The sequence below is a fragment of the Bacillus sp. PS196 genome (assembly GCF_037963555.1).
GTDB lineage: Bacteria > Bacillota > Bacilli > Bacillales > Bacillaceae > Bacillus > Bacillus subtilis.
The window spans coordinates 4,015,782-4,038,725 of sequence record NZ_CP150159.1; the positions used below are offsets into that span (position 1 = coordinate 4,015,782).

The 22,944-nt window shown below is 45.5% G+C and carries 21 protein-coding genes and 1 pseudogene; 13 read left to right on the forward strand and 9 right to left on the reverse strand.

What is annotated here, in order from left to right:
* The first annotated feature begins 61 nt into the window (after positions 1 to 61).
* Positions 62 to 883 carry an SDR family oxidoreductase gene (locus NST79_RS20795; protein ID WP_212060078.1) on the forward strand — a complete coding sequence of 274 codons (822 nt, stop codon included), beginning with the start codon at positions 62 to 64 and terminating at the stop codon, positions 881 to 883.
* Positions 884 to 912: 29 nt separating this feature from the next.
* Here NST79_RS20795 and NST79_RS20800 read toward each other — a convergent pair.
* Positions 913 to 2,048 (reverse strand): annotated as a pseudogene (locus tag NST79_RS20800) (TetR/AcrR family transcriptional regulator).
* Positions 2,049 to 2,190: 142 nt separating this feature from the next.
* On the opposite strand from NST79_RS20800, the gene NST79_RS20805 reads away from it, so the two are divergent.
* Entirely contained in the window at positions 2,191 to 3,528 is a 1,338-nt protein-coding gene (locus tag NST79_RS20805) for an aldehyde dehydrogenase family protein (RefSeq protein WP_128993597.1), read from the forward strand.
* Positions 3,529 to 3,717: 189 nt separating this feature from the next.
* Positions 3,718 to 4,185: an RDD family protein gene (locus NST79_RS20810; RefSeq protein ID WP_212060076.1), complete on the forward strand. Its 468-nt coding sequence runs from the start codon at positions 3,718 to 3,720 to the stop codon at positions 4,183 to 4,185.
* Positions 4,186 to 4,228: 43 nt separating this feature from the next.
* Here NST79_RS20810 and NST79_RS20815 read toward each other — a convergent pair whose 3' ends face one another.
* A complete protein-coding gene (locus NST79_RS20815) occupies positions 4,229 to 5,461 on the reverse strand; it encodes a PQQ-binding-like beta-propeller repeat protein (RefSeq protein WP_212060074.1) in 1,233 nt (410 codons plus the stop codon).
* A 100-nt stretch (positions 5,462 to 5,561) separates the two neighbouring features.
* On the reverse strand, positions 5,562 to 5,987 hold the full coding sequence (locus NST79_RS20820) for a DUF5391 family protein (protein WP_003242533.1): 426 nt from the start codon (positions 5,985 to 5,987) through the stop codon (positions 5,562 to 5,564).
* Positions 5,988 to 6,242: 255 nt separating this feature from the next.
* On the opposite strand from NST79_RS20820, the gene NST79_RS20825 reads away from it, so the two are divergent.
* Positions 6,243 to 6,698 carry an RDD family protein gene (locus tag NST79_RS20825; protein ID WP_003242940.1) on the forward strand — a complete coding sequence of 152 codons (456 nt, stop codon included), beginning with the start codon at positions 6,243 to 6,245 and terminating at the stop codon, positions 6,696 to 6,698.
* Between the two features lie 29 nt (positions 6,699 to 6,727).
* On the opposite strand, the gene NST79_RS20830 is transcribed toward NST79_RS20825, so the two are convergent.
* The 3 genes from NST79_RS20830 to yxaF all read right to left on the reverse strand — a co-directional run bounded on the left by NST79_RS20830 (position 6,728) and on the right by yxaF (position 9,726).
* Positions 6,728 to 7,936: a DUF418 domain-containing protein gene (locus NST79_RS20830; protein WP_212059275.1), complete on the reverse strand. Its 1,209-nt coding sequence runs from the start codon at positions 7,934 to 7,936 to the stop codon at positions 6,728 to 6,730.
* A gap of 107 nt (positions 7,937 to 8,043) precedes the next feature.
* Complete coding sequence (qdoI, locus tag NST79_RS20835) at positions 8,044 to 9,057, reverse strand: quercetin 2,3-dioxygenase (protein ID WP_114523584.1); 1,014 nt, start codon at positions 9,055 to 9,057, stop codon at positions 8,044 to 8,046.
* Positions 9,058 to 9,150: 93 nt separating this feature from the next.
* On the reverse strand, positions 9,151 to 9,726 hold the full coding sequence (yxaF, locus tag NST79_RS20840) for a transcriptional regulator YxaF (RefSeq protein ID WP_029318568.1): 576 nt from the start codon (positions 9,724 to 9,726) through the stop codon (positions 9,151 to 9,153).
* Positions 9,727 to 9,856: 130 nt separating this feature from the next.
* On the opposite strand from yxaF, the gene NST79_RS20845 reads away from it, so the two are divergent.
* Complete coding sequence (locus NST79_RS20845) at positions 9,857 to 10,927, forward strand: SDR family oxidoreductase (RefSeq protein ID WP_198878362.1); 1,071 nt, start codon at positions 9,857 to 9,859, stop codon at positions 10,925 to 10,927.
* A 58-nt stretch (positions 10,928 to 10,985) separates the two neighbouring features.
* On the opposite strand, the gene NST79_RS20850 is transcribed toward NST79_RS20845, so the two are convergent.
* Positions 10,986 to 11,417, reverse strand: coding sequence for a MarR family transcriptional regulator (locus NST79_RS20850; RefSeq protein ID WP_003243994.1), 432 nt, complete (start codon positions 11,415 to 11,417; stop codon positions 10,986 to 10,988).
* A 226-nt stretch (positions 11,418 to 11,643) separates the two neighbouring features.
* On the opposite strand from NST79_RS20850, the gene NST79_RS20855 reads away from it, so the two are divergent.
* Positions 11,644 to 12,048 carry a CidA/LrgA family holin-like protein gene (locus NST79_RS20855; RefSeq protein WP_009968420.1) on the forward strand — a complete coding sequence of 135 codons (405 nt, stop codon included), beginning with the start codon at positions 11,644 to 11,646 and terminating at the stop codon, positions 12,046 to 12,048.
* Positions 12,018 to 12,710 carry an LrgB family protein gene (locus tag NST79_RS20860; protein WP_014478506.1) on the forward strand — a complete coding sequence of 231 codons (693 nt, stop codon included), beginning with the start codon at positions 12,018 to 12,020 and terminating at the stop codon, positions 12,708 to 12,710. The genes NST79_RS20855 and NST79_RS20860 overlap by 31 nt, the downstream gene beginning before the upstream one ends.
* A 39-nt stretch (positions 12,711 to 12,749) precedes the next feature.
* Here the strand turns inward: NST79_RS20860 and NST79_RS20865 are convergent, their stop codons facing one another.
* The gene (locus NST79_RS20865; RefSeq protein WP_198878361.1) at positions 12,750 to 13,781 is read right to left on the reverse strand and encodes a polysaccharide pyruvyl transferase family protein; all 1,032 of its coding nucleotides are present in this window, start codon (positions 13,779 to 13,781) and stop codon (positions 12,750 to 12,752) included.
* Positions 13,782 to 13,873: 92 nt separating this feature from the next.
* Positions 13,874 to 15,022, reverse strand: a complete 1,149-nt coding sequence (locus NST79_RS20870) for a glycerate kinase (RefSeq protein WP_212059277.1) — start codon at positions 15,020 to 15,022, stop codon at positions 13,874 to 13,876.
* Positions 15,023 to 15,217: 195 nt separating this feature from the next.
* On the opposite strand from NST79_RS20870, the gene gntR reads away from it, so the two are divergent.
* The 6 genes from gntR to ahpF all read left to right on the forward strand — a co-directional run bounded on the left by gntR (position 15,218) and on the right by ahpF (position 22,867).
* Positions 15,218 to 15,949: a GntR family transcriptional regulator gene (gntR, locus tag NST79_RS20875; RefSeq protein WP_212059279.1), complete on the forward strand. Its 732-nt coding sequence runs from the start codon at positions 15,218 to 15,220 to the stop codon at positions 15,947 to 15,949.
* On the forward strand, positions 15,942 to 17,483 hold the full coding sequence (gene gntK, locus NST79_RS20880; protein WP_114523582.1) for a gluconokinase: 1,542 nt from the start codon (positions 15,942 to 15,944) through the stop codon (positions 17,481 to 17,483). Before gntR ends, gntK begins: the two co-directional genes overlap by 8 nt.
* Positions 17,484 to 17,511: 28 nt before the next feature.
* Positions 17,512 to 18,858: a gluconate permease GntP gene (gene gntP, locus NST79_RS20885; protein WP_019712612.1), complete on the forward strand. Its 1,347-nt coding sequence runs from the start codon at positions 17,512 to 17,514 to the stop codon at positions 18,856 to 18,858.
* Positions 18,859 to 18,880: 22 nt separating this feature from the next.
* A complete protein-coding gene (gene gnd, locus NST79_RS20890; protein WP_015715037.1) occupies positions 18,881 to 20,287 on the forward strand; it encodes a decarboxylating NADP(+)-dependent phosphogluconate dehydrogenase in 1,407 nt (468 codons plus the stop codon).
* 473 nt (positions 20,288 to 20,760) lie between these two features.
* Positions 20,761 to 21,324 (forward strand): alkyl hydroperoxide reductase subunit C, encoded by a 564-nt coding sequence (gene ahpC, locus NST79_RS20895; RefSeq protein WP_015483942.1) that lies wholly within the window; start codon positions 20,761 to 20,763, stop codon positions 21,322 to 21,324.
* Positions 21,325 to 21,337: 13 nt separating this feature from the next.
* Positions 21,338 to 22,867, forward strand: coding sequence for an alkyl hydroperoxide reductase subunit F (gene ahpF, locus NST79_RS20900; protein ID WP_017697262.1), 1,530 nt, complete (start codon positions 21,338 to 21,340; stop codon positions 22,865 to 22,867).
* Positions 22,868 to 22,944: the final 77 nt, after the last annotated feature.

The window sequence follows — 22,944 nt, forward strand, 5'->3', positions numbered from 1 at the left end:
TTCTCGCATGTTTATCACTGCACATAGCGGGAAGACAAATAGAAAAAGGAGGTCTCGTATCATGGGAAGACTTGAAAACAAAACAGCAGTGATCACAGGCGCCGCGACAGGCATTGGGCAAGCGACGGCAGAGGTTTTTGCCAATGAAGGCGCGCGTGTGATCATCGGAGATATCAATAAAGATCAAATGGAGGAAACAGTTGACGCAATCAGAAAAAACGGAGGACAGGCAGAATCCTTTCACCTCGATGTGTCAGATGAAAACAGTGTGAAAGCATTTGCTGATCAAATCAAGGATGCATGCGGAACGATTGATATACTGTTTAATAATGCCGGCGTTGATCAGGAAGGCGGAAAGGTGCACGAATATCCGGTTGACCTGTTTGACCGCATTATCGCCGTAGACCTGCGCGGCACGTTCCTTTGCAGCAAATATCTGATTCCGCTCATGCTCGAAAAAGGAGGCTCCATCATCAATACCTCCTCCATGTCAGGCCGGGCCGCGGATCTCGACCGCTCCGGCTACAATGCTGCAAAAGGCGGGATCACGAACCTGACTAGAGCGATGGCGATTGATTACGCTCGAAACGGCATCCGCGTCAATTCTATCTCACCGGGCACGATCGAAACACCGCTGATTGACAAATTAGCAGGCACCAAAGAACAGGAAATGGGTGAAAAATTCCGCGAAGCCAACAAATGGATCACGCCGCTCGGCCGCCTCGGCCAGCCGAAGGAAATGGCGACAGTGGCCCTGTTTCTCGCGTCAGACGACAGCTCATACGTCACAGGAGAGGACATCACCGCAGACGGCGGCATCATGGCATACACATGGCCAGGGAAAATGCTGATTGATGAGAAATGGAAGAAAGAAACGAAATAAGAGAGGGGATGTCCCTCTCTTTTTGTCTTTCAAAGCAATACAACCTTATACTTTTTCACATCCAAAAACTGCAAAAATTCCCTCGCCAGCACTTCAGGCGGATGCGCCTTTCCTTCATCCAGCCGATACAAAAGCAACCCGATAATCATTGCGGATACATAATGGGCATAAAGCTTTTTCTCTGCGTGAATATCAGTTTGCTGATGCAGATAAAACGATTCCAGCGCTTTGAACATATCAGGTATCACATGAGGAACACCCCATTCCCGATTGAGAAAATGGACAATGGGCATGTTTGACAAAGCAGAATGGCGAGCGCCTTCTCCGCTTCCTTTAAGGAAAATTCATTCGGGCTGGAGGCAATCGTCAGGTGATCAATGATCTCCGCACATGATCGCTGTATCATGGTTTGGAGCAATTCCTCCTTATTGGCATAGTGATCATAAAAGGTTGCACGGCGGATATTGCTTTTACGCGTAATATCTGAAATCGTGATGCCCGCGTAGTCTTGTTTCTCCGCCAATACATCCAGAAATGCCTTCTGCAGCGCCTCTCTCGTTCGAACCACCCGCCTGTCGATTTGCTTCTCCTTCTCTCGCTCTCCTGGCACAGCTTTTCCAAACAGCCAATAAAACCGCTTTTGAGAAACAAGCTCCCATACCTTCTGGCTGATGGCTTCAGGAGACGCGGCCGCATCCTCATTCAGCCAATACAGGATAATCGCGTACGTGTACAAGGCCCGATAATGTCCATAAATGTCCCGTTCAATCGGCGTTAAATTCACATGGATCGGAGCCAGCAGCACATCCTGCTGAAACACATCCTTAAAAAAACGATGAAAATGTCCTCTGTTCATCATCACAGAAAAAAAGGAACGATGCTCATGAACAAAGGACAGCGTCGGATGCACCGTTTGCCGTTTTTTGTTCAAATGAAGGGTATCCATATGACTGAAGGCGTCAAAAAGCGCTTTGCCCAGTCCTTCCTTCATGTCTTCGATCACATCCTCAATGATTGAAAACTTATCCTCATAATAAAGGTAGAGCGATCCGCGGCTCACTTTGGCCTTCTCAGCGATTTCTTTCATTGTGATGTGTTGAATATCTCTATCTTTCAATAAAGCCAGCAGCGCCTCTTTCACTTGAGCTTCGGCAGATTCCGGCACAAAAGACACCTCCAATCATTAGACAGATCTTAGATATATGTACGGTAACTTATAGATGGTTCACCGTTGTCTTTCTTACAGAAAAGGTACCACCTTATAATAGGTCCGAGAAAAGAAGAAAGCAAATGAGGGGGATTTTACAATGGAACAGCAAGTAAAGGACGACATCCAGCGTGTCTTTCAGCTTCAGAAAAAACAGCAAAAAGCCTTGCGCGCTTCAACAGCGGAACAGCGGAGAGAAAAGCTTCAACGCTTTTTAGATTCCGTCATCGCCCATGAAGAAGAAATCATCGAAGCGATCCGCAAAGACGTCCGCAAACCATATCACGAAGTCAAAAAAGCGGAAATCGAAGGAACAAAAAAAGCGATTAGAGATAATATGAATAACCTGGAACAATGGATGGCGCCTAAAGAAGTCGGTTCATCGTTAAGCCCTGACGCAAACGGAATTCTTATGTACGAGCCTAAAGGCGTCACACTCATCCTCGGCCCGTGGAACTATCCGTTTATGCTGACGATGGCGCCGCTTGCCGCTTCTCTCGCAGCCGGAAACAGCGCGATTGTGAAGCTGTCCGATTTCACGATGAACACGAGCAACATTGCTGCTAAAGTAATAAGAGACGCTTTTGATGAAAAAGAAGTCGCGATTTTTGAAGGAGAGGTTGAGGTGGCAACCGAACTACTTGATCAGCCGTTCGACCATATTTTCTTCACTGGAAGCACAAATGTCGGGAAAATTGTCATGACAGCGGCTGCCAAACACTTGGCATCTGTCACACTTGAGCTTGGCGGCAAGAGCCCGACGATCATTGACAGTGAATACGATCTGATGGACGCAGCGAAAAAGATCGCCGTCGGGAAATTCGTAAACGCCGGCCAAACCTGCATCGCACCTGATTACCTGTTCATTAAAAAAGACGTTCAGGACAGGTTCGCGGGGATTTTACAAACAGTCGTCAACGCTGGATTTATGGAGGATGATCATACCCCAGACCGCAGCAAATTTACGCAGATCGTCAATGACCGCAACTTCAACCGCGTCAAAGATCTGTTCGACGATGCCATCGAAAAAGGGGCGGAAGTGGTGTTCGGCGGCGTATTTGATGCCAGCGACCGCACGATCTCGCCAACCGTTTTGAAAAACGTCACGCCTGACATGAAAATCATGCAGGAGGAAATCTTCGCACCGATTCTGCCAATGATGAACTATGAAGACATCGACGAGGTCATCGATTACGTAAATGACCGCGATAAACCGCTTGCACTTTATGTGTTCAGCAAAAACCAAGACCTGATTGACAACGTCCTTCAGCACACGACATCAGGAAATGCCGCCATCAATGATGTCGTCGTCCATTTCAGTGACGTCAACCTGCCATTCGGCGGCGTCAACACAAGCGGAATCGGCTCCTATCATGGGGTATACGGATTCAAAGAGTTTTCTCATGAGAAGGGTGTATTTATTCAAGCCGCTGAATAATCGTAATGAAGAGAATCTGCATCATCTTGCAGGTTCTTTTTTTATCTTTATATCACCTAAATAAAGAGATTAAAAGTGATAAAATACCATTTTTACTACGAGACCAAATTCCTCTAGTCTATCTCATTGAAACCCTGCAGCCCCTAACGTATAATATCCCAGAAAACTTCAAAGGAAAGAATATTATACATGGAAAAACCAGCTGGATTTTGGATTCGGGCAGCCGCCTCTATTATTGATGTATTTATTATAGCTATATTCTCTTTCATTATGATTTTCATTAACACCTTCATTGTGTTGCCACTCATTGATGCAGCAGGTACACACATGTCAGAAGCCCAATATGAGTTTTTCATGTTGATCAATGGCACAATCCCTGTTTTGGCCATCATATTTATTTTCGCTATTCTTTACTATAGCTTGCTGACTTCCTCAAACATGCAAGCAGCATTGGGAAAAAAACTCATGGGCATCATCGTTGTCAATCAGTATAGCGAGCGTATTTCTTTTTGGCACAGCTTCGGCCGTTTCTTCGCTTACACATTATCTAAGATCTTATATATCGGTTTTATCATGGCGGCCTTTCCCTCTAAACTGGCATTACATGATTATATTTGCGGGACAAAGGTTGTCTATAAAAATAAATATCTTGATTGATCAAAAAAACAGGCTGCCGAGTTAACCTCGCCAGCCTGTTTTACTATTTCCCAAAAGCCATCAGCTTCGTATAACTTCCAATATAAAGCGTTCCGTCCTCAGCGAGCTGAGGAGAAGACACGACGTTGCTGTCGGTTTGATAGTTCCATAATTCATTGCCGTTTGCGTCTGCCGCATAAACCTTCATATCATCTGACCCGAAATAAACCGTTCCCTTCGCGTCAATCAGCGGCGCCGTTCTGACAGGGCCGTCTGTGTAGAATGACCAGTTCATATCCCCGTTTTTGCTGATGGAAAACAGCTCGCCGCTTCCTGAGCCGATGTAGATATTGCCATTATGATCAATCGCAGGAGATGAGCTGGAGAACCCGTTTAGCGGGAATGTCCATTTCAAACTGCCTGTTGATGTATAAGCATACAGCTGTCCATCTTGGTTGCCGGCATAAATGTTTCCGTCCTTATCAATCACCGGATATCCTTTAAACGCATTTGACGTCGTTCTGGACCATTTCACCTGTCCGGTTCCGGAGTTGATCGCATAAAACACGTAATTATATGTGCCGACATACACGGTGCCGTTTTTGGCAAGCACCGGCACAGAGCTGACGACACCATTTGTTTTCAACTTCCAGCGCTCTGTCCAGGTTGATTTTGACGTCGGTTTGATCGCGTGAACATAATTATCAAGTGTTGAGAAATACAACGTCCCGTCTGAACCGATCACCGTTTCAGAGCTTGGCCCGCCGCTTAACGGAACCGTTGTTAAAATTTCTCCCGTTTCTTTGTCAATAAAATAAATCTTTTTGTCATAGGATGCCAAATAGATAACGCCGTTGGTCCCAAGTACAGGAGATTGCGTATATGTTTTTCCAAGATTGCTCGTCACCCATTTGACTGAGCCGTCTGGATTAAAGGCTTTCATTTCCCCGTCTCTGGAATGAAGATATACTGTGCCGTCTCCGTCAATCACAGCCCCCGCTCCATTTTGCGGAGTCGTTCTGATGTCGTTTTGCCATTTCAGCGTCCCGTCTGTATTTCCGGCGAACCGGCTTTCGCGTGACCAGTTAAACATGGCAGGCGCCATCGCTTGTACATCATATCTTCCTGGCAAAAAGCCAGATGCTCCATTATTTTGAGAAAACACCGTTTCCGCCGCATAAGCAGCTGTCGGCTGAAGCACTTTGGCAGCGGGCACATCAGAAACAGCGCCGGCCGAAACAGCCGCCGCCACCGCAGCTCCCGCAATCAAAGCTTTCATACGAAATGACTTGACCATCATTGAGACCCCCATTATATGTAACTTCTAATTTGTGACCATCATAACATATTCATCCATTTTATAAATCTATTTCACAAAAACATCACAAACTAGAAAACTATGTAAGAGTATTCACGGACGTTTTTTCAGCACCCGATCGAAATGCAGCCACAAACCAAATGACGTTGACAGCAGCCGCAGCGAGACTAACTCCCAAAACAAAGATCACCTCAGAAAGCAGATGGTCACTAAAGAAACTAAACATCAAGATAAAACCGGCCGAAGACAAATGAATCAAAAGCCCGAAGCCGCAAAGCACCGCCATGACATACCTCATTGCATCGACTCCGAGCATATAAACGAGAAATGGAATGAAATACAAGACAAGGATCATACCGACAGCTGACCACATGCCAGCTGAATTAAACTGATTGGCCGCCGCTCCCGTTCCGGCCAGCGGCGAAAGTGAAGCCGCCACAATCACGGCGCAAAAAAGAAACGCAGAAATGGTTGTCATGATCGCCACGCTATTTTTTTTTGACATCAAACTCCTCCTTTAATAGAAATATTAACCTTTTTTATTATAAGTAAGTTGAATGTTATATTCATTATATTTTTAAAAAATTCCAGAATACATACACAATTGCTATGCTTCTTTCTAGTATATTTATATAGTAAAAACAAAGGATAAAAGACTCATTTTTCTGTAATATCAGGATTTTATCACCATACCATATTGCATGTACTTCTTTTTCAAAGTATACTATTCCAGATTAATTCAGAGGAGAGAGAAAAATACATGGAAAAACCAGCAGGATTTTGGATTCGTTTTTTAGCTTATTTTATTGACGGCATTATTGTATCTGTTCCTAGTTATATTATTCTATTTATTATCAATTCTGTGTTTGTAGCTGGGGCTGTGGCAACAAACCCTTACATGACGGAAGAAGAGTATTTAGTGAAATACATGACGCTTGCATTTTTGCCTACTATGCTGATCATGATCGTCATCAGCGTGTTATATTACGGGCTGCTCACAGCTTCTAAAATGCAAGGCACACTTGGCAAAAAAATTCTTGGCCTGAAAGTGGTCAATGAACAAGGTGAACGGGTTTCTGTCGGACAGGGAATTGGCCGTTACTTTGCCTATATCTTATCTGGAATCATCTTTTATATCGGGTTTATCATGATCGCCTTTGGAGAGAAAAAAGGCCTGCATGACATCATTTGCAAAACACGTGTCGTGTATAAATAATAGAAAAAAGTCTAGACGCCAATAGGCATCTAGACTTTTGTTTTCTTTACAATAGGCTGCCACGACAGATACGTAGCGCTTCTCCACAGCCACTCAAACGGCCCCATCCGAAAGACACGAAGCCAAAGGTGGCTGAAGACCATTTGAACGGCACAAACAGCAATTGTAATGAGCACACCGGCAGCAGGGTACACTTTTCCATACAGGCCCAAGCCGTAATGATAAAAAATCCAAGTACATACAATAGACTGCATCAGATAATTGGTAAATGCCATCCTCCCAACAGCGGAGAATGATTGCAGCACTGTTCTCACTCTTGTTTTATGATAAAGATAGACAACCGTTGTAACATAGAAAAACATGAGGAAAGGCGCGCCAATCAGCAAACATATTTCTTTATCCGTTACACTGTACAGCACCTGGGCGCCGATGCCGATGACAAGCCCAGCCATCCACAATCGTTTTAATCCTTTGCGATGCTTTTCTGGTTCATGCAAGTACCGAGATTTCGCTGCCGCAGCTCCCAGCAAAAACATGCTGAAATATGGAATGGATGCAAAGAAGAAGTTGAGCGGATTATACGTAAGCATGCCATTCGAAGACATATAAACAAGACGGTCATGGATCCGCTGTTCTGCAATGTCCTTCAGGCTGCCGCTTCCATAAACATGAATCGCTTGTTTTGCCTGCTGTTTTACCGCTTGTACCCATTCCTGTCCGTTTGATTGATCAAAACTTGTCAACATGAACGGAATGGAAAACAAAAGATACAAAGAGACCGCCCATATCAGCAGTGTTTTCGGCTTTGCTTTTCGAAACAAGAGCAGGACAAAACCGAGCAGGGCATATTCTGTTAAAATATCTCCGTCCCATATCAAAAAGGCATGAATCGTTCCAAACAAGAGAAGCGCCATTAACCTTCTCACATATAACGGAACAAACCGTTTCCCTTTGTTTTCTGCTCTCTCCATCATGACAACCATGCCAAATCCAAATAAAAAGGAAAACAATAAAATACATTTTATTTGAATGAAGAATTTCAGTATATCTGCGGCGGCAAAATCAGCTTCAGACCACTTATCCATGAAAAAATTCTCTTTTCCAAGCATAGACAAATACATATCCGGATAACTGAAATGTGCCAGATTGACAAATAAGATGCCGAAAATCGCCATTCCTCTCAGCACATCAAGCACACCGATCCGCTCATTTGTTAAAGTCGGCTGTAATGAAGACATAGCCATCACGCTCCTTTTTTCTGTACCTTAAGGGTATGAAAAAATGAAGCGCGGAAACATCGATTTAGGTGTCAGGCCGGCATGAAAACCTTACAATCTTGTCATCTTTATGGTTTCATCACCTTTAAATCTAATGCTTCGATATTCTGCAAAACGCGATCAAAGCGCAAAGCCTGAGGCTCACATGGGAAGATGTGGCCTTCATACGGGTCGCCTAACGTCCGGAAAAACGGTTCAAATAAACCAGGAACCAATACGCCCACCATCTTTGTATAGTAAGAATCAAGGCGATAGGAGTGAACGGTATTTGCAGGGACATGCAGGAAATCTCCCGGATTCAGCTGAATTTCCTGGCCATCTGCCCACATCGTCATCTGACCTTCAAGGCAATAAAATGTTTCTGTATGATGTTCATGGTAGTGATCAACGATTCGGTCACCTTTAGGGCCTTCAGAGGATACGACGATAAACTGGCCATCTGTATTTTTTTGTGCAGCCACAATGCGGTGAAGCTGATCTCCAGTCAACAGGCGATCTCCTTCTCCAGATTCAAGAACGTATGGAACCGCTCCATCTGGCAGCTCTGTAAGTTCCGCTAATTTGGCCGAACATGCAGGCTTTTCTTCATCTAGAAATACAATGTCCGCTACAGCGGCTGCTTCTGCAAATCGCTCGTTTGAGACTTCTTCGCTTGCGTACGGCGGATGTTCAGCGTGATCATACGGATTCCCAATAACGGAATACAAGTGCGCTACGTTTCCTTTCATCGTGTAAGATACCAGTCTTGTTCTGTGGCTCTGCATCCGGTAGCTGTGCGGTGTTCCCGCCGGAATGTTCGCATAATCACCTGATATTAATAAATAGCGTTCACCATCAAGTGTCAGTTCCAGTTTCCCGTCCAAAACGAGAATTCCTTCATGTGTGTCCTTGTGGACGTGAAGCGGAAAGGCATCTCCTTTTCCCCCGGAAAGAAGCACGATCTCAAACAAATCACCTGTGCTCCTCCCATTCGCCATCACCGTGGCAACCTGTCTGCCGAACAGATAGCGCTCGCCTTCTCCGCTCCGGAGCAAATAAGGCATTTTTTCTTTAGGCAATGAATGTGTACATAATGTTTTCATATTATCGCTTCCTCCAATTTAGACCAGTCTATATATTATCATTTATTTGTCTAGACCGTTCTATATAATTGTAGGAGAAAGGATAACAAAATGCTACCCTTTTTTTCTCACCAGCACTGGTATTTGTTCGGCAATGAGAAGAAGAGGCGTTTTGTCTTTATTCGTTAACGAAAGCATGATGCCGCCCTCAATCATCGAATTAATCAGCGTTCCAAGCTGATTTGCTTCTTCATCTGCAAATCCGTTTTCCATTAATTTTCTGGCAAAAACCGCTTCCCAGCTTTTAAACACCTTCATGCAAACCGTCCGCAGCGGTTCACTGATTAACGCTGTCTCACTCGCCAGCAAACCGACTGGAATACCTTTAATGCTTTCTGTGTTATCAAATTGGCTGGCTGTTTTTTTGATAAAAAGCTGAATCGCTTCAACAGGATCAGAGGATTCATCCATGCTTTGCTGTATCAGATGTTCAACGATCTTACCTGTATATGTAACCGCTTCAATTGCTAATTCTTCTTTGCCATTCGGAAAAAAGTGATAAAGCGATCCCTTAGGAGCACCGCTTTCTTTTACAATCTGGTTCAAACCTGTCGCGTGATATCCTTGCAGCTGGAACAGACGTGACGCCGTGTGAAGGATTTTTTCACGTGAATCTCCTCTGCTAGTCATTAAAACATTCCCTCCTAGGTATGGTAGAGCGACTTATATAATATAAAAAAGAACCCTGTGATTGTCAAAAGGGGTAAGACCCTTCCGGATGGGGTAATGTACAAAAACAGCGTCTAGGAGGGATCTCTCAATGACAATCGATCATTCAGTCACAAATACAGAACAGCTTGAACGACAAAACCCCGCCATAAAAACAAAGCTCAAACTGAAAAAGCTTAAGGATCAGGTGATCGTCATTACCGGCGCTTCAAGCGGAATCGGACTTGTCACGGCACGAATGGCAGCTGAAAAAGGCGCAAAGGTCGTGGCAGCAGCGCGAAATGAAGACGCGCTGAAGGAGCTCACTGATGAACTTAAGGAAAAAGGGCACGACGCCATATGGGTAAAGGCGGATGTCGGAAAAGAAGAGGACGTCAACCGCATCGCAGAAACCGCGATCAGCACATTCGGCCGCTTTGACACATGGGTCAACAATGCGGCCGTCTCTACTTTCGGACATGCCATGGACGTCACCGTCGAAGACATGAAGCGCATGTTCGACACAAATTTCTGGGGACCTGTTTACGGAACAAGAGCGGCTGTCAAACACTACACCGGCAGAGGTGTGCCGGGCGCACTCATTAATGTAGGAAGCCTGTTCGGAGACAGGGGAACAGTCATTCAATCCACATATGCGTCTGCCAAATTTGCGCTTCACGGCTGGACGGAAAGCATCCGAATGGAGCTTGAAAAGGAACAGGCGCCAGTCTCGGTAACGCTCATCCACCCGGGCAGAATTGACACACCTTATAACGAGCATGCGCACAGCTACCTCGACAAACAGCCGGCTCATTACCGCTCCATGATCTATCCACCGGAAGCAGTCGCCGAAGCGATCCTGTTTGCCGCCGAACACCCTAAGCGCGACATGTACATCGGCTCACAGGCCAAAGCCATCGCCATGCTGGGCGCGCTTTTCCCTCGTCTGACCGACAGACTGATGGAAAAAATCATGTATCACAGCCAGCATGCCGAAAGACCGTCCAAACCGCGAGAAGAAAGCGCTCTTTATGATGCGGGCTGCGGTATGCATGACAGAGGCACAAATAAAGGATGGATGAGGTCAAGAAGCTACTACACAAAATCGACGAAGCGCCCCATTGTATCGGCGGCTGTTGTTGCCGGACTAGTGGCTTGGGCTGCCGCCAAACGATGCAGATAATCTCTGACCATGATAGAAAAACCCATGCTGTTCCAGCGAACCATGGGTTTTTCAGCTGTTAATCGATAAAAGCCTTGTTCATACGCTGCAGCAGCTCGCCGAACATCTCTTTTTCCTGTGTTGACCATTCTTTCAGCATCTGTTCATAACGTTCAAGGCGCTTTTGCTGATCGGCTTTTAATAGTTGTTTGCCGAGTTTTGTAATGGTAAACAGGCTGACTCTCCCATCAGACGGGTCTGAGAAACGATAGATGAGCTCCTTTGCCTCTAATGCAGCTGCTTGTCTTGAAAGAGTAGAAATATCAAGCTTAAACGATTCTGCCAATTCCTTAACACGAGCAGGCCCAAACTCATCCAATTGTCTCAGTAATAAGTACGAAGATCTCTCCAAATTCCCTGTTCTTTTCTCTGATTGATCCAGATAAACAGCTCTCCTGATAAAAGTCGTCAGCTCATATTCAATTAATTCAACTGGATTTTGATTTTGCAATCGCTCTCGCTCCCTATTCCAATCTCCGGCATTGACAACATCATATATACTTGTATAATACAAATGTACATTAACTGAATAAATACAAGTCGTTATATGACTAAATCAATTATTATACTTGTATAGTACAATCATATAAAAAGAAAGTAAAGCGATTCCTCAGAACCATCCTAGAAGCAAGCACCAGAAAGGAGGAAGCTGTTCTGATTGGAGAGCAGCACTTGATGTGAAAGTCATACGAATTATCTTGCAAGTGTTGATATTATATGTATTTTTTATGATCGGGGAAGCCATTCAGCATCTGTTTCATTTACCCGTGTCAGGAAGCATCGTTGGATTGGTATTGCTTCTGATCTGCTTGGGCCTCCGTATTGTTCCCGTCTCCATCATTGAAGACGGAGCAGGGTTTTTATTATCCTTCCTTCCATTGTTGTTCATCCCGGCAATGACAGGAGTGATAAACTACCCGTCTCTCATTTCATTCAATGGCCTGATGCTGCTGATTACAGTCGTTCTCAGCACCATCGTCACGATCATTGCGGCTGGATTCGCCAGCCAGCTATTAGAGAAAAAAGCAAAAAAACGGGAGGAGAAAGAGAAATGCAGCAAGCATGTATCGCGATCATTATAATTCTTTTAACAGTTGCCGCTTATTTAGCGATGGTCAAACTCTATAAGCGATTCCCGCTTCCATTTCTGATCCCCGTTCTGACAACGACCATTTTGATTGTAGCGGTTTTGATGATGTTCCATGTTTCCTATGAAGGCTATATGATCGGGGGGAAATGGATCAATTCTTTGCTTGGGCCGGCTGTCGTGGCACTGGCCTATCCGCTTTATAAACAATGGCATATCATTGTCAAACATTGTGTTCCCATTTTAGGCGGCGTCCTGGTCGGATTATGCATGGGAATGATCAGCGGGCTGATCTTCGCAGAAGCATTCGGGATTGATCATGATCTCTTATTATCCATTCTGCCAAAGTCGATCACAACACCTGTCGCTATTCAGATCGCCGCCGGTCTTGGCGGCGTCCCTTCCATGACAGTCGTATTTGTCATGATTGCGGGCTTTTCAGGCGTCATCCTCGGGCCGCTTTTCCTAAAATGGCTTCGCATACGCAGCTCCCTTGGACAAGGCATTGCATTAGGCAGCGCCTCCCACGCACTGGGTACCTCCAAAGCATTGGAATATGGGGAACTGGCCGTATCCATGAGTTCCGTCTCCATGACGCTTTGTGCGGTGCTCGGCTCATTCTTCGGCCCGCTCGTCGTCTGGCTGTTTCATATTTAACAAAGAAAGACTGCCCCGGGGGAGGGCAGTCTTTTTCGTTTAAGAAGCAAAAAAATCAATCAGCGGCTGAAAATCCTTAGATAAATCAACGTCATTCGGTTCTGCTTGAAGCAGGCGGTCAATCATACGCTCCAGCTCCTCAACATCATTCTTATCCGTGTATTCAATGAAGTTTAAGCTTTCAAGCCAATCCCGGTATGAATGTTTGGCTTTGCCATAGCTGTTTCCAAAGACAAGGCAAGGTGTTTTGGTGATAATCGAGAAAATCATCGCGTGAAGGCGGTCGGTAATCACCAATTTACTGGAGCCGATGCGGTCCAGCATCTCCATAAAATGCTTTTCACGATCAGCGTAATCGATGGTGTCTACCGTATCCAGCACCGTATCGGTACGCTCTGTGTAAGTTGTTTTTCCTGCCCATTTCTTCATCTGTGAAATAAAATCTTCGTCAGTCACTTTCTCCTTATCCGCTCTTAAAATAAAGAGAACGCCGTCCCGCTCGAGCTCTCGCGGCACAATATCCAAGGAAAGCACCATGTCCGGTGTAAAGATCACATTGGAGTTGAAGGTCTCTTTCACAACATCCAGTGTTTGCGTCTCACGCGCAGCAATCGTTAAGTTTGTATTTTGATGGTACGCATCCTGTGTTTTTTTCTTTTCCTTCTGTCCTTCCTCTGTATCCTCAAAATAAACGGATTGTGGCAGAGAAATTGATTTGTAGTCTTTAAATGCTGAAAAGACCTTTCTTCTGTCTTCCTCAATATCGAGATAAAGGTTTCCTAAATTCCCTCCGCCTGTAAAGCAGACAATATCGTCTTCACGAATGATCTCCTTCACCAGTTCAATGCCCTCATCCGTCGCATAATCCATAATCTCAATGTATTCATAATACGGAAAATGATTTTTGATAAATTTCTCTTCCGCATACGCAATCGCTTGGTCGCCAATGTTTGTGTAACTAGGGGAACCAAACAAAAATACTTTTCGTTTATCATTTAACAGAGCTTCCGGCTCCACATTTGGCGCAATGCCTTTTACTAGTTTTTTTCCTTTGATTTCTTGTACAGTCATATCTGCGTCCTCCTTCTGGGATGAATTCCTCATTGTGTGTTAACTGTCTCTACCCAAAAAGAAGGATGGCTATGCATTGGCATGTGCACCGGCTATATCAAAAACATCGTTTTCGCCAATTTGATAGACGCTGCAATGTCCCGCGCCGTTCTTTCCATATATTCCGCGGCATGTTCAAACGCATCTTCTAGCGGCACGGCTCCGGGGACAATGCTGAAAAGCGCATCGATTCCGTGTTGATAGACGGCATCACTGTCACGTGATACTGATCCCGCAATACCGATGACAGGCACATCGTATGATTTAGCCGCCTTGGCTACGCCGATCGGCGTTTTTCCATGAACCGTTTGGCTGTCGATCCGTCCCTCGCCGGTAATCACAAGATCTGCATCCTGAACGATACTTTCAAAATCAACCGCTTCAAGGACAATATCAATGCCTCTTTTCAGGTCAGCCTGAAAATAAGTCAGCAGGCTCCATCCAAGACCGCCCGCTGCACCGGCGCCCTCTGTATCTCGGAAGGTTGATCCGAGCTCTTTTTCTGCCATATCAGCGAAATGGCTTACGTTCTGTTCTAGTACATCCAGCATGTCGGCCGTCGCGCCTTTTTGCGGTCCGAAAACAGCCGTAGCACCCTTTGGTCCTGTTAACGGATTGTCCACGTCACAGGCAACTTCCAGTTTGACATCCCGCAATCTGGAATCAAGCCCGCTCACATCTATTGATGCAAGCTGAGATAACGCGCCGCCCCCCGGGCCAATCTCGCTGCCTGAGTTATCAAGAAGCCTTCCGCCCAATGCCTGAATCATCCCGGCTCCCCCGTCGTTCGTGGCGCTTCCGCCGATTCCGATGATCAAACGCTCCGCTCCTGCATCAAGAGCTGCCCCGATTAATTCTCCCGTTCCCCTTGTTGTAGTGATGAGCGGATTTCGCTTATCTACAGGCACCAGATGCAGCCCTGAAGCAGCAGCCATTTCAATCACAGCTGTTCTCCCATCTCCCATCATGCCAAAGAAAGCTCTCACCGGTTCCCCCAGCGGCCCTGTGACAACTTGCTCTATGATCCTTCCGTTGGTCGCATCGACCAGAGATTGAACGGTTCCCTCGCCGCCATCCGCCACCGGCAATTTTCTGTAATCAGCACCCGGAAAGACCGATTTGAAACCTCTTTCTATCGCTTCGGCTGCCTCCAGAGCTGATAAGCTTTCCTTAAAAGAATCAGGTGCAATGATGATTTTCATCCAAATCGCCTCTTTCAAAACATGATTCACTTATGCTAGTTATCTCCAATGTACCATATTCCATTTAGAAATAAATACCATAATGATTGGGAAAAATTTTATTAAAAATTAGAAATGAAAGTGTTTGCATAAAAGAAATATTCACGTTATCATACTTGTATACAAGTATACTTCTTGAGTGAGGAAGGTGAGTGTATGCTAGACTCCAAAGACCTGTTGTATCCCGCAAAATGGCTCTCAAAAGCGTCAACCGGAGTTCGTGTCGCATACGAGCTGAGAATGCGGATCGTTTCAGGCCTGATTGAAAGCGGTACCATTTTATCAGAAAATACAATCGCCGCCGAGTTTTCAGTAAGCCGTTCGCCGGTTCGCGAAGCGCTAAAAATTCTCGCATCCGAAAAAATCATCCGCTTAGAACGAATGGGAGCGGTCGTAATTGGTTTAACTGAGAAGAAAATCACGGAAATTTATGATGTGCGGTTACTATTAGAAACATTTGTCTTTGAACGGCTTGTCAAAATAGACATTGAGCCTTTAGTTAAGGATCTCAGCAAAATTCTTGAAATGATGAAAGTCTCAATCAAATATGAGGACGCTGACGAATTTTCATTTCAAGATGTGCTGTTCCATGAAACCATTATCCGAGCGATTGATCATTCATACATTCAGATGATCTGGAACAATCTAAAACCCGTCATGGAAAGCTTTATTCTTTTATCGATGCGGGTACGGTTAAAGGAAAAGTATGAAGACTTCACAAGGATTTTAGATAACCACGAGCTTTATATTCAAGCCATCAAAACAAAGGATAGGGCGCTGATGATTCAGTCTCTTCACCAAAACTTTGATGATGTGCAGGATAAGGTAGAAGACCTATGGCTCTCACAACAAATGCTGGCAAAAGGAGCTGAATACAGCAATGACTAGTTATATGTTAGGAATCGATATCGGCACGACAAGCACAAAAGCTGTGCTGTTCAGTGAAAACGGAGATGTGGTACAGAAAGAAAGCATCGGCTACCCGCTCTATACACCGGACATCTCAACAGCTGAACAAAACCCGGAAGAGATATTTCAGGCAGTCATCCATACAACAGCGAGAATTACAAAACAGCATCCCGAAAAACAGATCTCTTTCATTTCGTTCAGCAGCGCCATGCACAGCGTCATTGCAATCGACGAAAATGACAAGCCGCTGACGCCATGCATCACATGGGCCGACAACAGAAGTGAAGGCTGGGCGCATAAGATCAAAGAGGAATTGAACGGACATGAGGTGTACAAACGTACGGGAACACCGATTCATCCGATGGCACCGTTAAGTAAAATTGCCTGGATCACGAATGAACGGAAAGAAATCGCCTCCAAGACAAAAAAATATATCGGCATCAAAGAATACATTTTTAAACAGCTGTTCAATGAGTATGTCATCGATTACTCATTGGCATCAGCGACAGGCATGATGAACCTGAAAGGCTTGGATTGGGACGAAGAGGCACTGCGCATCGCAGGCATCACGCCGGATCACTTATCCAAACTCGTGCCGACAACCGAGATCTTTCAGCACTGCAGCCCGGAAATAGCGATCCAAATGGGAATCGATCCGGAAACGCCTTTTGTCATCGGCGCCAGCGACGGCGTGCTGTCCAACCTCGGCGTCAACGCCATTAAAAAGGGCGAAATCGCCGTCACCATCGGTACAAGCGGTGCCATCCGGACGATTATTGACAAGCCGCAAACCGATGAAAAAGGGAGAATTTTTTGCTATGCCTTGACGGACAAGCATTGGGTTATTGGGGGACCTGTGAACAATGGGGGCATCGTCCTTCGCTGGATCAGAGACGAGTTTGCCTCCTCCGAAATCGAAACAGCGACACGGCTGGGCATTGATCCATATGACGTGCTGACGAAAATTGCCCAACGCGTCAGACCCGGTTCTGACGGTCTGCTGTTCCACCCATATCTCGCCGGAGAACGCGCTCCGTTGTGGAATCCGGATGTACGCGGCTCATTTTTCGGCCTGACCATGTCGCATAAGAAAGAGCATATGATACGCGCGGCATTGGAAGGCGTCATTTACAACCTGTACACGGTGTTCTTGGCGTTAACTGAATGCATGGATGGCCCGGTAACCCGCATCCAAGCGACAGGGGGTTTTGCAAGGTCGGAGGTTTGGCGCCAAATGATGTCGGATATCTTCGAATCAGAGGTTGTCGTTCCGGAAAGCTACGAAAGCTCATGTCTCGGCGCCTGCATTTTAGGCCTGTATGCAACAGGAAAAATTGACTCATTCGACGCCGTGTCCGACATGATCGGCAGCACATACAGACATACGCCGATCGAAGACTCAGCCAAGGAATACAGAACATTAATGCCGATTTTCATCAATCTATCAAGATTATTAGAAAATCAATATACACAAATTGCAGATTATCAGAGGGGCTTAATCACACACAAATAGTACATGACATGAAGGGGAGGGCATTACCATGCCGTTAATCATCGTTGCACTTGGGATCTTAGCATTACTATTTCTGATTATGGGCTTAAAATTAAACACATTTATTTCCCTGCTGGTCGTATCGTTCGGCGTGGCACTGGCACTCGGGATGCCGTTCGATAAAGTTGTCAGCTCCATCGAAGCAGGAATAGGGGGGACTCTTGGCCACATCGCGCTCATCTTCGGACTCGGTGCGATGCTGGGCAAGCTGATCGCGGATTCAGGAGGCGCACAGCGCATTGCGATGACGCTCGTCAACAAATTCGGTGAGAAAAATATTCAATGGGCCGTTGTCATTGCCTCATTTATTATTGGGATTGCGTTATTTTTTGAAGTAGGACTGGTTCTATTAATTCCGATTGTCTTTGCGATTTCAAGGGAATTGAAGATTTCTATTTTATTTCTCGGAATCCCGATGGTCGCAGCACTATCCGTCACACACGGTTTCCTGCCGCCGCACCCGGGACCTACGGCGATCGCCGGTGAGTATGGCGCAAACATTGGAGAAGTGCTGCTGTATGGCTTTATCGTTGCTGTTCCGACAGTGCTCATCGCAGGGCCGTTATTTACAAAGTTTGCGAAAAAAATCGTTCCTGCATCATTTGCGAAAAACGGCAATATTGCATCACTCGGCACACAAAAAACGTTTAACCTTGAAGAAACACCCGGCTTTGGAATCAGTGTCTTTACTGCAATGCTCCCGATTATCATCATGTCGGTCGCGACCATTATCGACCTGCTTCAAGAAACAATCGGGTTTGAAGATAACGGAGTTTTAGCTTTTATCAGATTGATTGGAAACGCATCGACTGCTATGATTATTTCGTTATTGGTCGCAGTCTATACAATGGGCATCAAGCGCAACATTCCAGTCAAAACCGTGATGGATTCTTGTTCAACTGCCATTTCACAAATCGGCATGATGCTTTTGATCATCGGAGGAGGCGGCGCCTTCAAACAAGTGCTGATCAACGGCGGTGTCGGCGATTACGTAGCAGACTTATTCAAAGGAACGGCATTATCGCCAATCATTCTGGCATGGCTCATCGCAGCGATCCTGCGCATTTCTCTAGGATCAGCGACTGTTGCCGCACTAAGCACAACAGGTCTGGTCATCCCGTTATTGGGCCATTCTGATGTTAACCTGGCGTTAGTCGTGCTCGCAACAGGCGCCGGAAGTGTCATCGCTTCACACGTCAATGATGCCGGCTTCTGGATGTTCAAGGAATACTTCGGATTAAGCATGAAAGAAACATTCGCCACATGGACATTGCTGGAAACCATTATTTCCGTTGCTGGACTGGGATTCATTTTATTGTTAAGTTTAGTTGTATGAAATTAAGAAGGAGCTGTAACACATGTTCAATACGATTGGTGTCATAGGCTTAGGCGTAATGGGAAGCAACATCGCCTTAAACATGGCAAATAAAGGTGAAAACGTCGCTGTCTATAATTACACCAGAGATTTAACGGACCAGCTTGTCCAAAAGCTGGATGGACAATCTCTCAGCCCGTATTACGAGCTTGAGGACTTTGTTCAATCGTTAGAAAAACCAAGAAAAATCTTTTTGATGGTCACAGCGGGAAAACCCGTAGATTCCGTCATCCAATCATTAAAGCCTTTGCTTGAAGAAGGCGACGTCATCATGGACGGAGGAAACTCCCACTATGAAGACACAGAAAGAAGATATGACGAGCTGAAGGAAAAAGGGATCGGCTACCTGGGAGTCGGCATTTCCGGCGGTGAAGTCGGTGCATTAACAGGGCCTTCCATCATGCCGGGCGGAGATCGCGACGTCTATGAGAAAGCCGCTCCTATCCTGACGAAAATCGCAGCTCAAGTCGGAGATGACCCTTGTTGTGTCTATATCGGACCAAAAGGGGCAGGGCACTTTACAAAGATGGTGCACAACGGCATTGAATATGCAGACATGCAGCTGATTGCAGAAGCGTATACGTTTCTAAGAGAAACGCTTCGTCTGCCGCTAGATGAAATTGCATCTATTTTTGAAACATGGAATCAAGGTGAGCTGAAAAGCTATTTAATAGAGATTACAGCTGAGATTTTACGCAAAAAAGACGAAAAAACAGGACAGCCTCTGATCGATGTCATCCTTGATAAAACCGGACAAAAAGGCACTGGGAAATGGACGAGCATGCAGGCGATTGATAACGGCATCCCGTCCACGATCATCACAGAGTCCTTGTTCGCCCGCTACTTGTCATCCTTAAAAGAAGAACGGATGGCAGCTCAAGACGTATTAGCAGGCCCGGAATCCGAAGAAAAACACTTGGATAAAGACACCTGGATTGAATACGTCAGACAGGCTCTTTACATGGGGAAAGTATGCGCCTATGCACAAGGCTTTGCCCAATATAAGATGTCATCTGAGCTTTACGGCTGGAATCTGCCGCTCAAAGACATTGCCTTGATTTTCCGAGGCGGCTGCATCATCCGCGCTGATTTCCTAAACGTGATCAGCGAAGCATTCAGTGAGCAGCCAAATCTGGCTAACCTGCTGATTGCGCCTTATTTCACAGATAAGCTCCATGCCTATCAAACAGGCCTGCGAAAAGTCGTTTGCGAGGGTATCAGCACCGGAATCTCTTTCCCATGCTTAACTACCGCGCTCTCTTATTACGACGGCTACCGCACAGGGCGTTCCAATGCGAACCTCTTGCAGGCGCAGCGCGATTACTTTGGCGCTCACACGTACGAACGGACTGATATGGACGGCGTTTTCCATACGAATTGGTCTGAATAACCTGTCATCAGAAACACGGTCAGTTTTCAACTGAACCGTGTTTTTTTCTTCTATCCCAAACAACAGAAGGCATAAGTTATGTTTTAAATATCATAAACAGTGATACAATAATAGCTAGAAACAATCCCCATCATCAGGTGACAGCAGCTTGCTGTTCCGTTCTATTCTGCTCTTGGCCATTGTCCTTTGCCCTTGCCCATGGTGTCATAAAATGTTCAAATGCCAAAACGGCCTGTCATTCTGATTTACAAAAGTCCCTGAAAACCTTGTCTAATTGAGAATCAACCCATATCAATCATCTCATCTGTTATAAAAGAAATACCTAAATCCTACCTGTCACACCTTTAGTAAGTTGAAAAAAAGTAGGTTATCGCTTGACAAAAAATATATATTAATTAATAATTCATATATAATTAGAATTATTATTGAAAGCGAATATGCTTTCTAATACATTTTTAGGAGGAATATACATTATGTCTTTAATCGGTAAAGAAGTACTTCCATTCGAAGCAAAAGCATTCAAAAACGGTGAATTCATCGATGTAACAAACGAAGATTTGAAAGGCCAATGGAGCGTATTCTGCTTCTACCCAGCAGATTTCTCTTTCGTATGCCCAACTGAGCTTGAAGATCTTCAAGAACAATATGCTGCTCTTAAAGAATTAGGTGTTGAAGTATACTCTGTTTCTACAGATACTCACTTCGTACACAAAGGCTGGCATGACAGCTCTGAAAAAATCGGCAAAATCACTTACGCAATGATCGGTGACCCATCTCAAACAATCTCTCGCAACTTCGATGTTCTTGACGAAGAAACTGGTCTTGCTGACCGCGGAACATTCATCATCGATCCAGACGGCGTCATCCAAACTGTAGAAATCAATGCAGGCGGTATCGGCCGTGACGCAAGCAACCTTGTAAACAAAGTAAAAGCAGCTCAATACGTTCGTCAAAACCCAGGTGAAGTTTGCCCGGCGAAATGGGAAGAAGGCGGAGAAACTCTTACACCTAGCCTTGATCTAGTAGGTAAAATCTAAGGAGTGCATTCAATTGGTACTTGATGCAAATATCAAAGCACAATTAAATCAATATATGCAGCTAATTGAGAATGACATTGTTCTCAAAGTTAGCGCAGGCGAAGATGACATTTCAAAGGACATGCTGGCTCTCGTTGATGAGCTGGCTTCCATGTCATCGAAAATTTCAGTTGAAAAAGCTGAATTAAACAGAACGCCAAGCTTCAGTGTCAATCGTGTCGGAGAAGACACTGGCGTAACTTTCGCTGGTATCCCTCTGGGCCACGAATTCACATCATTAGTGTTGGCGTTGCTCCAAGTGAGCGGCAGACCGCCTAAGGTGGACCAAAAAGTCATTGATCAGGTGAAGAAGATCAGCGGTGAATACCACTTCGAATCTTATATCAGCCTGACATGCCACAACTGTCCTGATGTTGTACAAGCTTTAAACATGATGAGCGTGCTGAATCCGAACATTACGCACACGATGATTGACGGTGCAGCATACAAAGCAGAAGTTGAAAGCAAAAACATCATGGCAGTGCCGACCGTTTACCTGAATGGCGAATCCTTCGGAAGCGGCCGTATGACGCTTGAAGAAATCCTTGCGAAAATGGGCAGCGGCGCAGATGCATCTGAGTTTGCTGACAAAGAGCCGTTTGACGTTCTTGTTGTCGGAGGCGGACCTGCTGGTGCAAGTGCAGCGATCTACACTGCACGTAAAGGCATCCGCACTGGGGTTGTCGCTGAACGCTTCGGCGGACAGGTTCTCGACACCATGAGCATCGAAAACTTCATCAGCGTCAAAGCGACGGAAGGGCCGAAGCTTGCGGCAAGTCTTGAAGAGCATGTGAAGGAATATGATATTGATGTCATGAACCTTCAGCGTGCGAAACGCCTTGAGAAAAAAGATCTGTTCGAACTTGAACTCGAAAACGGCGCTGTCCTGAAAAGTAAAACAGTGATCCTTTCAACAGGTGCACGCTGGCGCAATGTCAACGTCCCCGGTGAACAAGAGTTCAAAAACAAAGGTGTCGCATACTGCCCGCACTGTGATGGGCCATTGTTTGAAGGCAAAGACGTTGCGGTAATCGGCGGCGGAAACTCTGGTATCGAAGCAGCGATTGATCTAGCAGGTATTGTGAATCATGTTACTGTGCTAGAGTTCGCGCCGGAACTGAAAGCAGACGAAGTCCTGCAAAAACGTCTCTACAGCCTGCCTAACGTTACTGTCGTGAAAAACGCACAAACAAAAGAAATCACAGGTGATCAGAGCGTTAACGGCATCACATATGTAGACCGCGAAACAGGCGAAGAAAAACACGTTGAACTTCAAGGTGTATTCGTCCAAATCGGTCTCGTGCCAAACACAGAATGGTTAGAAGGAACGGTTGAACGCAACCGCATGGGCGAAATCATTGTCGACAAACACGGCGCAACAAGCGTACCAGGCTTATTTGCTGCCGGCGACTGCACAGACAGTGCGTACAACCAAATTATTATTTCTATGGGATCAGGTGCAACTGCCGCCCTCGGCGCGTTTGATTACCTAATCCGTAACTAATATAAGAAAGCCGCAATATTGCCAGATTGGCAGCATTGCGGCTTTCTTTTTTATTCCAAAAATATTGCAAGTTTTAT

What these genes read in the sequence shown, in the direction of transcription:
- NST79_RS20795 (WP_212060078.1), top strand. Translation starts at nt 62, where the DNA reads ATGGGAAGACTTGAAAACAAAACAGCAGTGATCACAGGCGCCGCGACA.
- NST79_RS20805 (WP_128993597.1), top strand. Translation starts at nt 2,191, where the DNA reads ATGGAACAGCAAGTAAAGGACGACATCCAGCGTGTCTTTCAGCTTCAG.
- NST79_RS20810 (WP_212060076.1), top strand. Translation starts at nt 3,718, where the DNA reads ATGGAAAAACCAGCTGGATTTTGGATTCGGGCAGCCGCCTCTATTATT.
- NST79_RS20815 (WP_212060074.1), bottom strand. Translation starts at nt 5,461, where the DNA reads ATGGTCAAGTCATTTCGTATGAAAGCTTTGATTGCGGGAGCTGCGGTG.
- NST79_RS20820 (WP_003242533.1), bottom strand. Translation starts at nt 5,987, where the DNA reads ATGTCAAAAAAAAATAGCGTGGCGATCATGACAACCATTTCTGCGTTT.
- NST79_RS20825 (WP_003242940.1), top strand. Translation starts at nt 6,243, where the DNA reads ATGGAAAAACCAGCAGGATTTTGGATTCGTTTTTTAGCTTATTTTATT.
- NST79_RS20830 (WP_212059275.1), bottom strand. Translation starts at nt 7,936, where the DNA reads ATGTCTTCATTACAGCCGACTTTAACAAATGAGCGGATCGGTGTGCTT.
- qdoI (WP_114523584.1), bottom strand. Translation starts at nt 9,057, where the DNA reads ATGAAAACATTATGTACACATTCATTGCCTAAAGAAAAAATGCCTTAT.
- yxaF (WP_029318568.1), bottom strand. Translation starts at nt 9,726, where the DNA reads ATGACTAGCAGAGGAGATTCACGTGAAAAAATCCTTCACACGGCGTCA.
- NST79_RS20845 (WP_198878362.1), top strand. Translation starts at nt 9,857, where the DNA reads ATGACAATCGATCATTCAGTCACAAATACAGAACAGCTTGAACGACAA.
- NST79_RS20860 (WP_014478506.1), top strand. Translation starts at nt 12,018, where the DNA reads ATGCAGCAAGCATGTATCGCGATCATTATAATTCTTTTAACAGTTGCC.
- NST79_RS20865 (WP_198878361.1), bottom strand. Translation starts at nt 13,781, where the DNA reads ATGACTGTACAAGAAATCAAAGGAAAAAAACTAGTAAAAGGCATTGCG.
- NST79_RS20870 (WP_212059277.1), bottom strand. Translation starts at nt 15,022, where the DNA reads ATGAAAATCATCATTGCACCTGATTCTTTTAAGGAAAGCTTATCAGCT.
- gntR (WP_212059279.1), top strand. Translation starts at nt 15,218, where the DNA reads ATGCTAGACTCCAAAGACCTGTTGTATCCCGCAAAATGGCTCTCAAAA.
- gntK (WP_114523582.1), top strand. Translation starts at nt 15,942, where the DNA reads ATGACTAGTTATATGTTAGGAATCGATATCGGCACGACAAGCACAAAA.
- gntP (WP_019712612.1), top strand. Translation starts at nt 17,512, where the DNA reads ATGCCGTTAATCATCGTTGCACTTGGGATCTTAGCATTACTATTTCTG.
- gnd (WP_015715037.1), top strand. Translation starts at nt 18,881, where the DNA reads ATGTTCAATACGATTGGTGTCATAGGCTTAGGCGTAATGGGAAGCAAC.
- ahpC (WP_015483942.1), top strand. Translation starts at nt 20,761, where the DNA reads ATGTCTTTAATCGGTAAAGAAGTACTTCCATTCGAAGCAAAAGCATTC.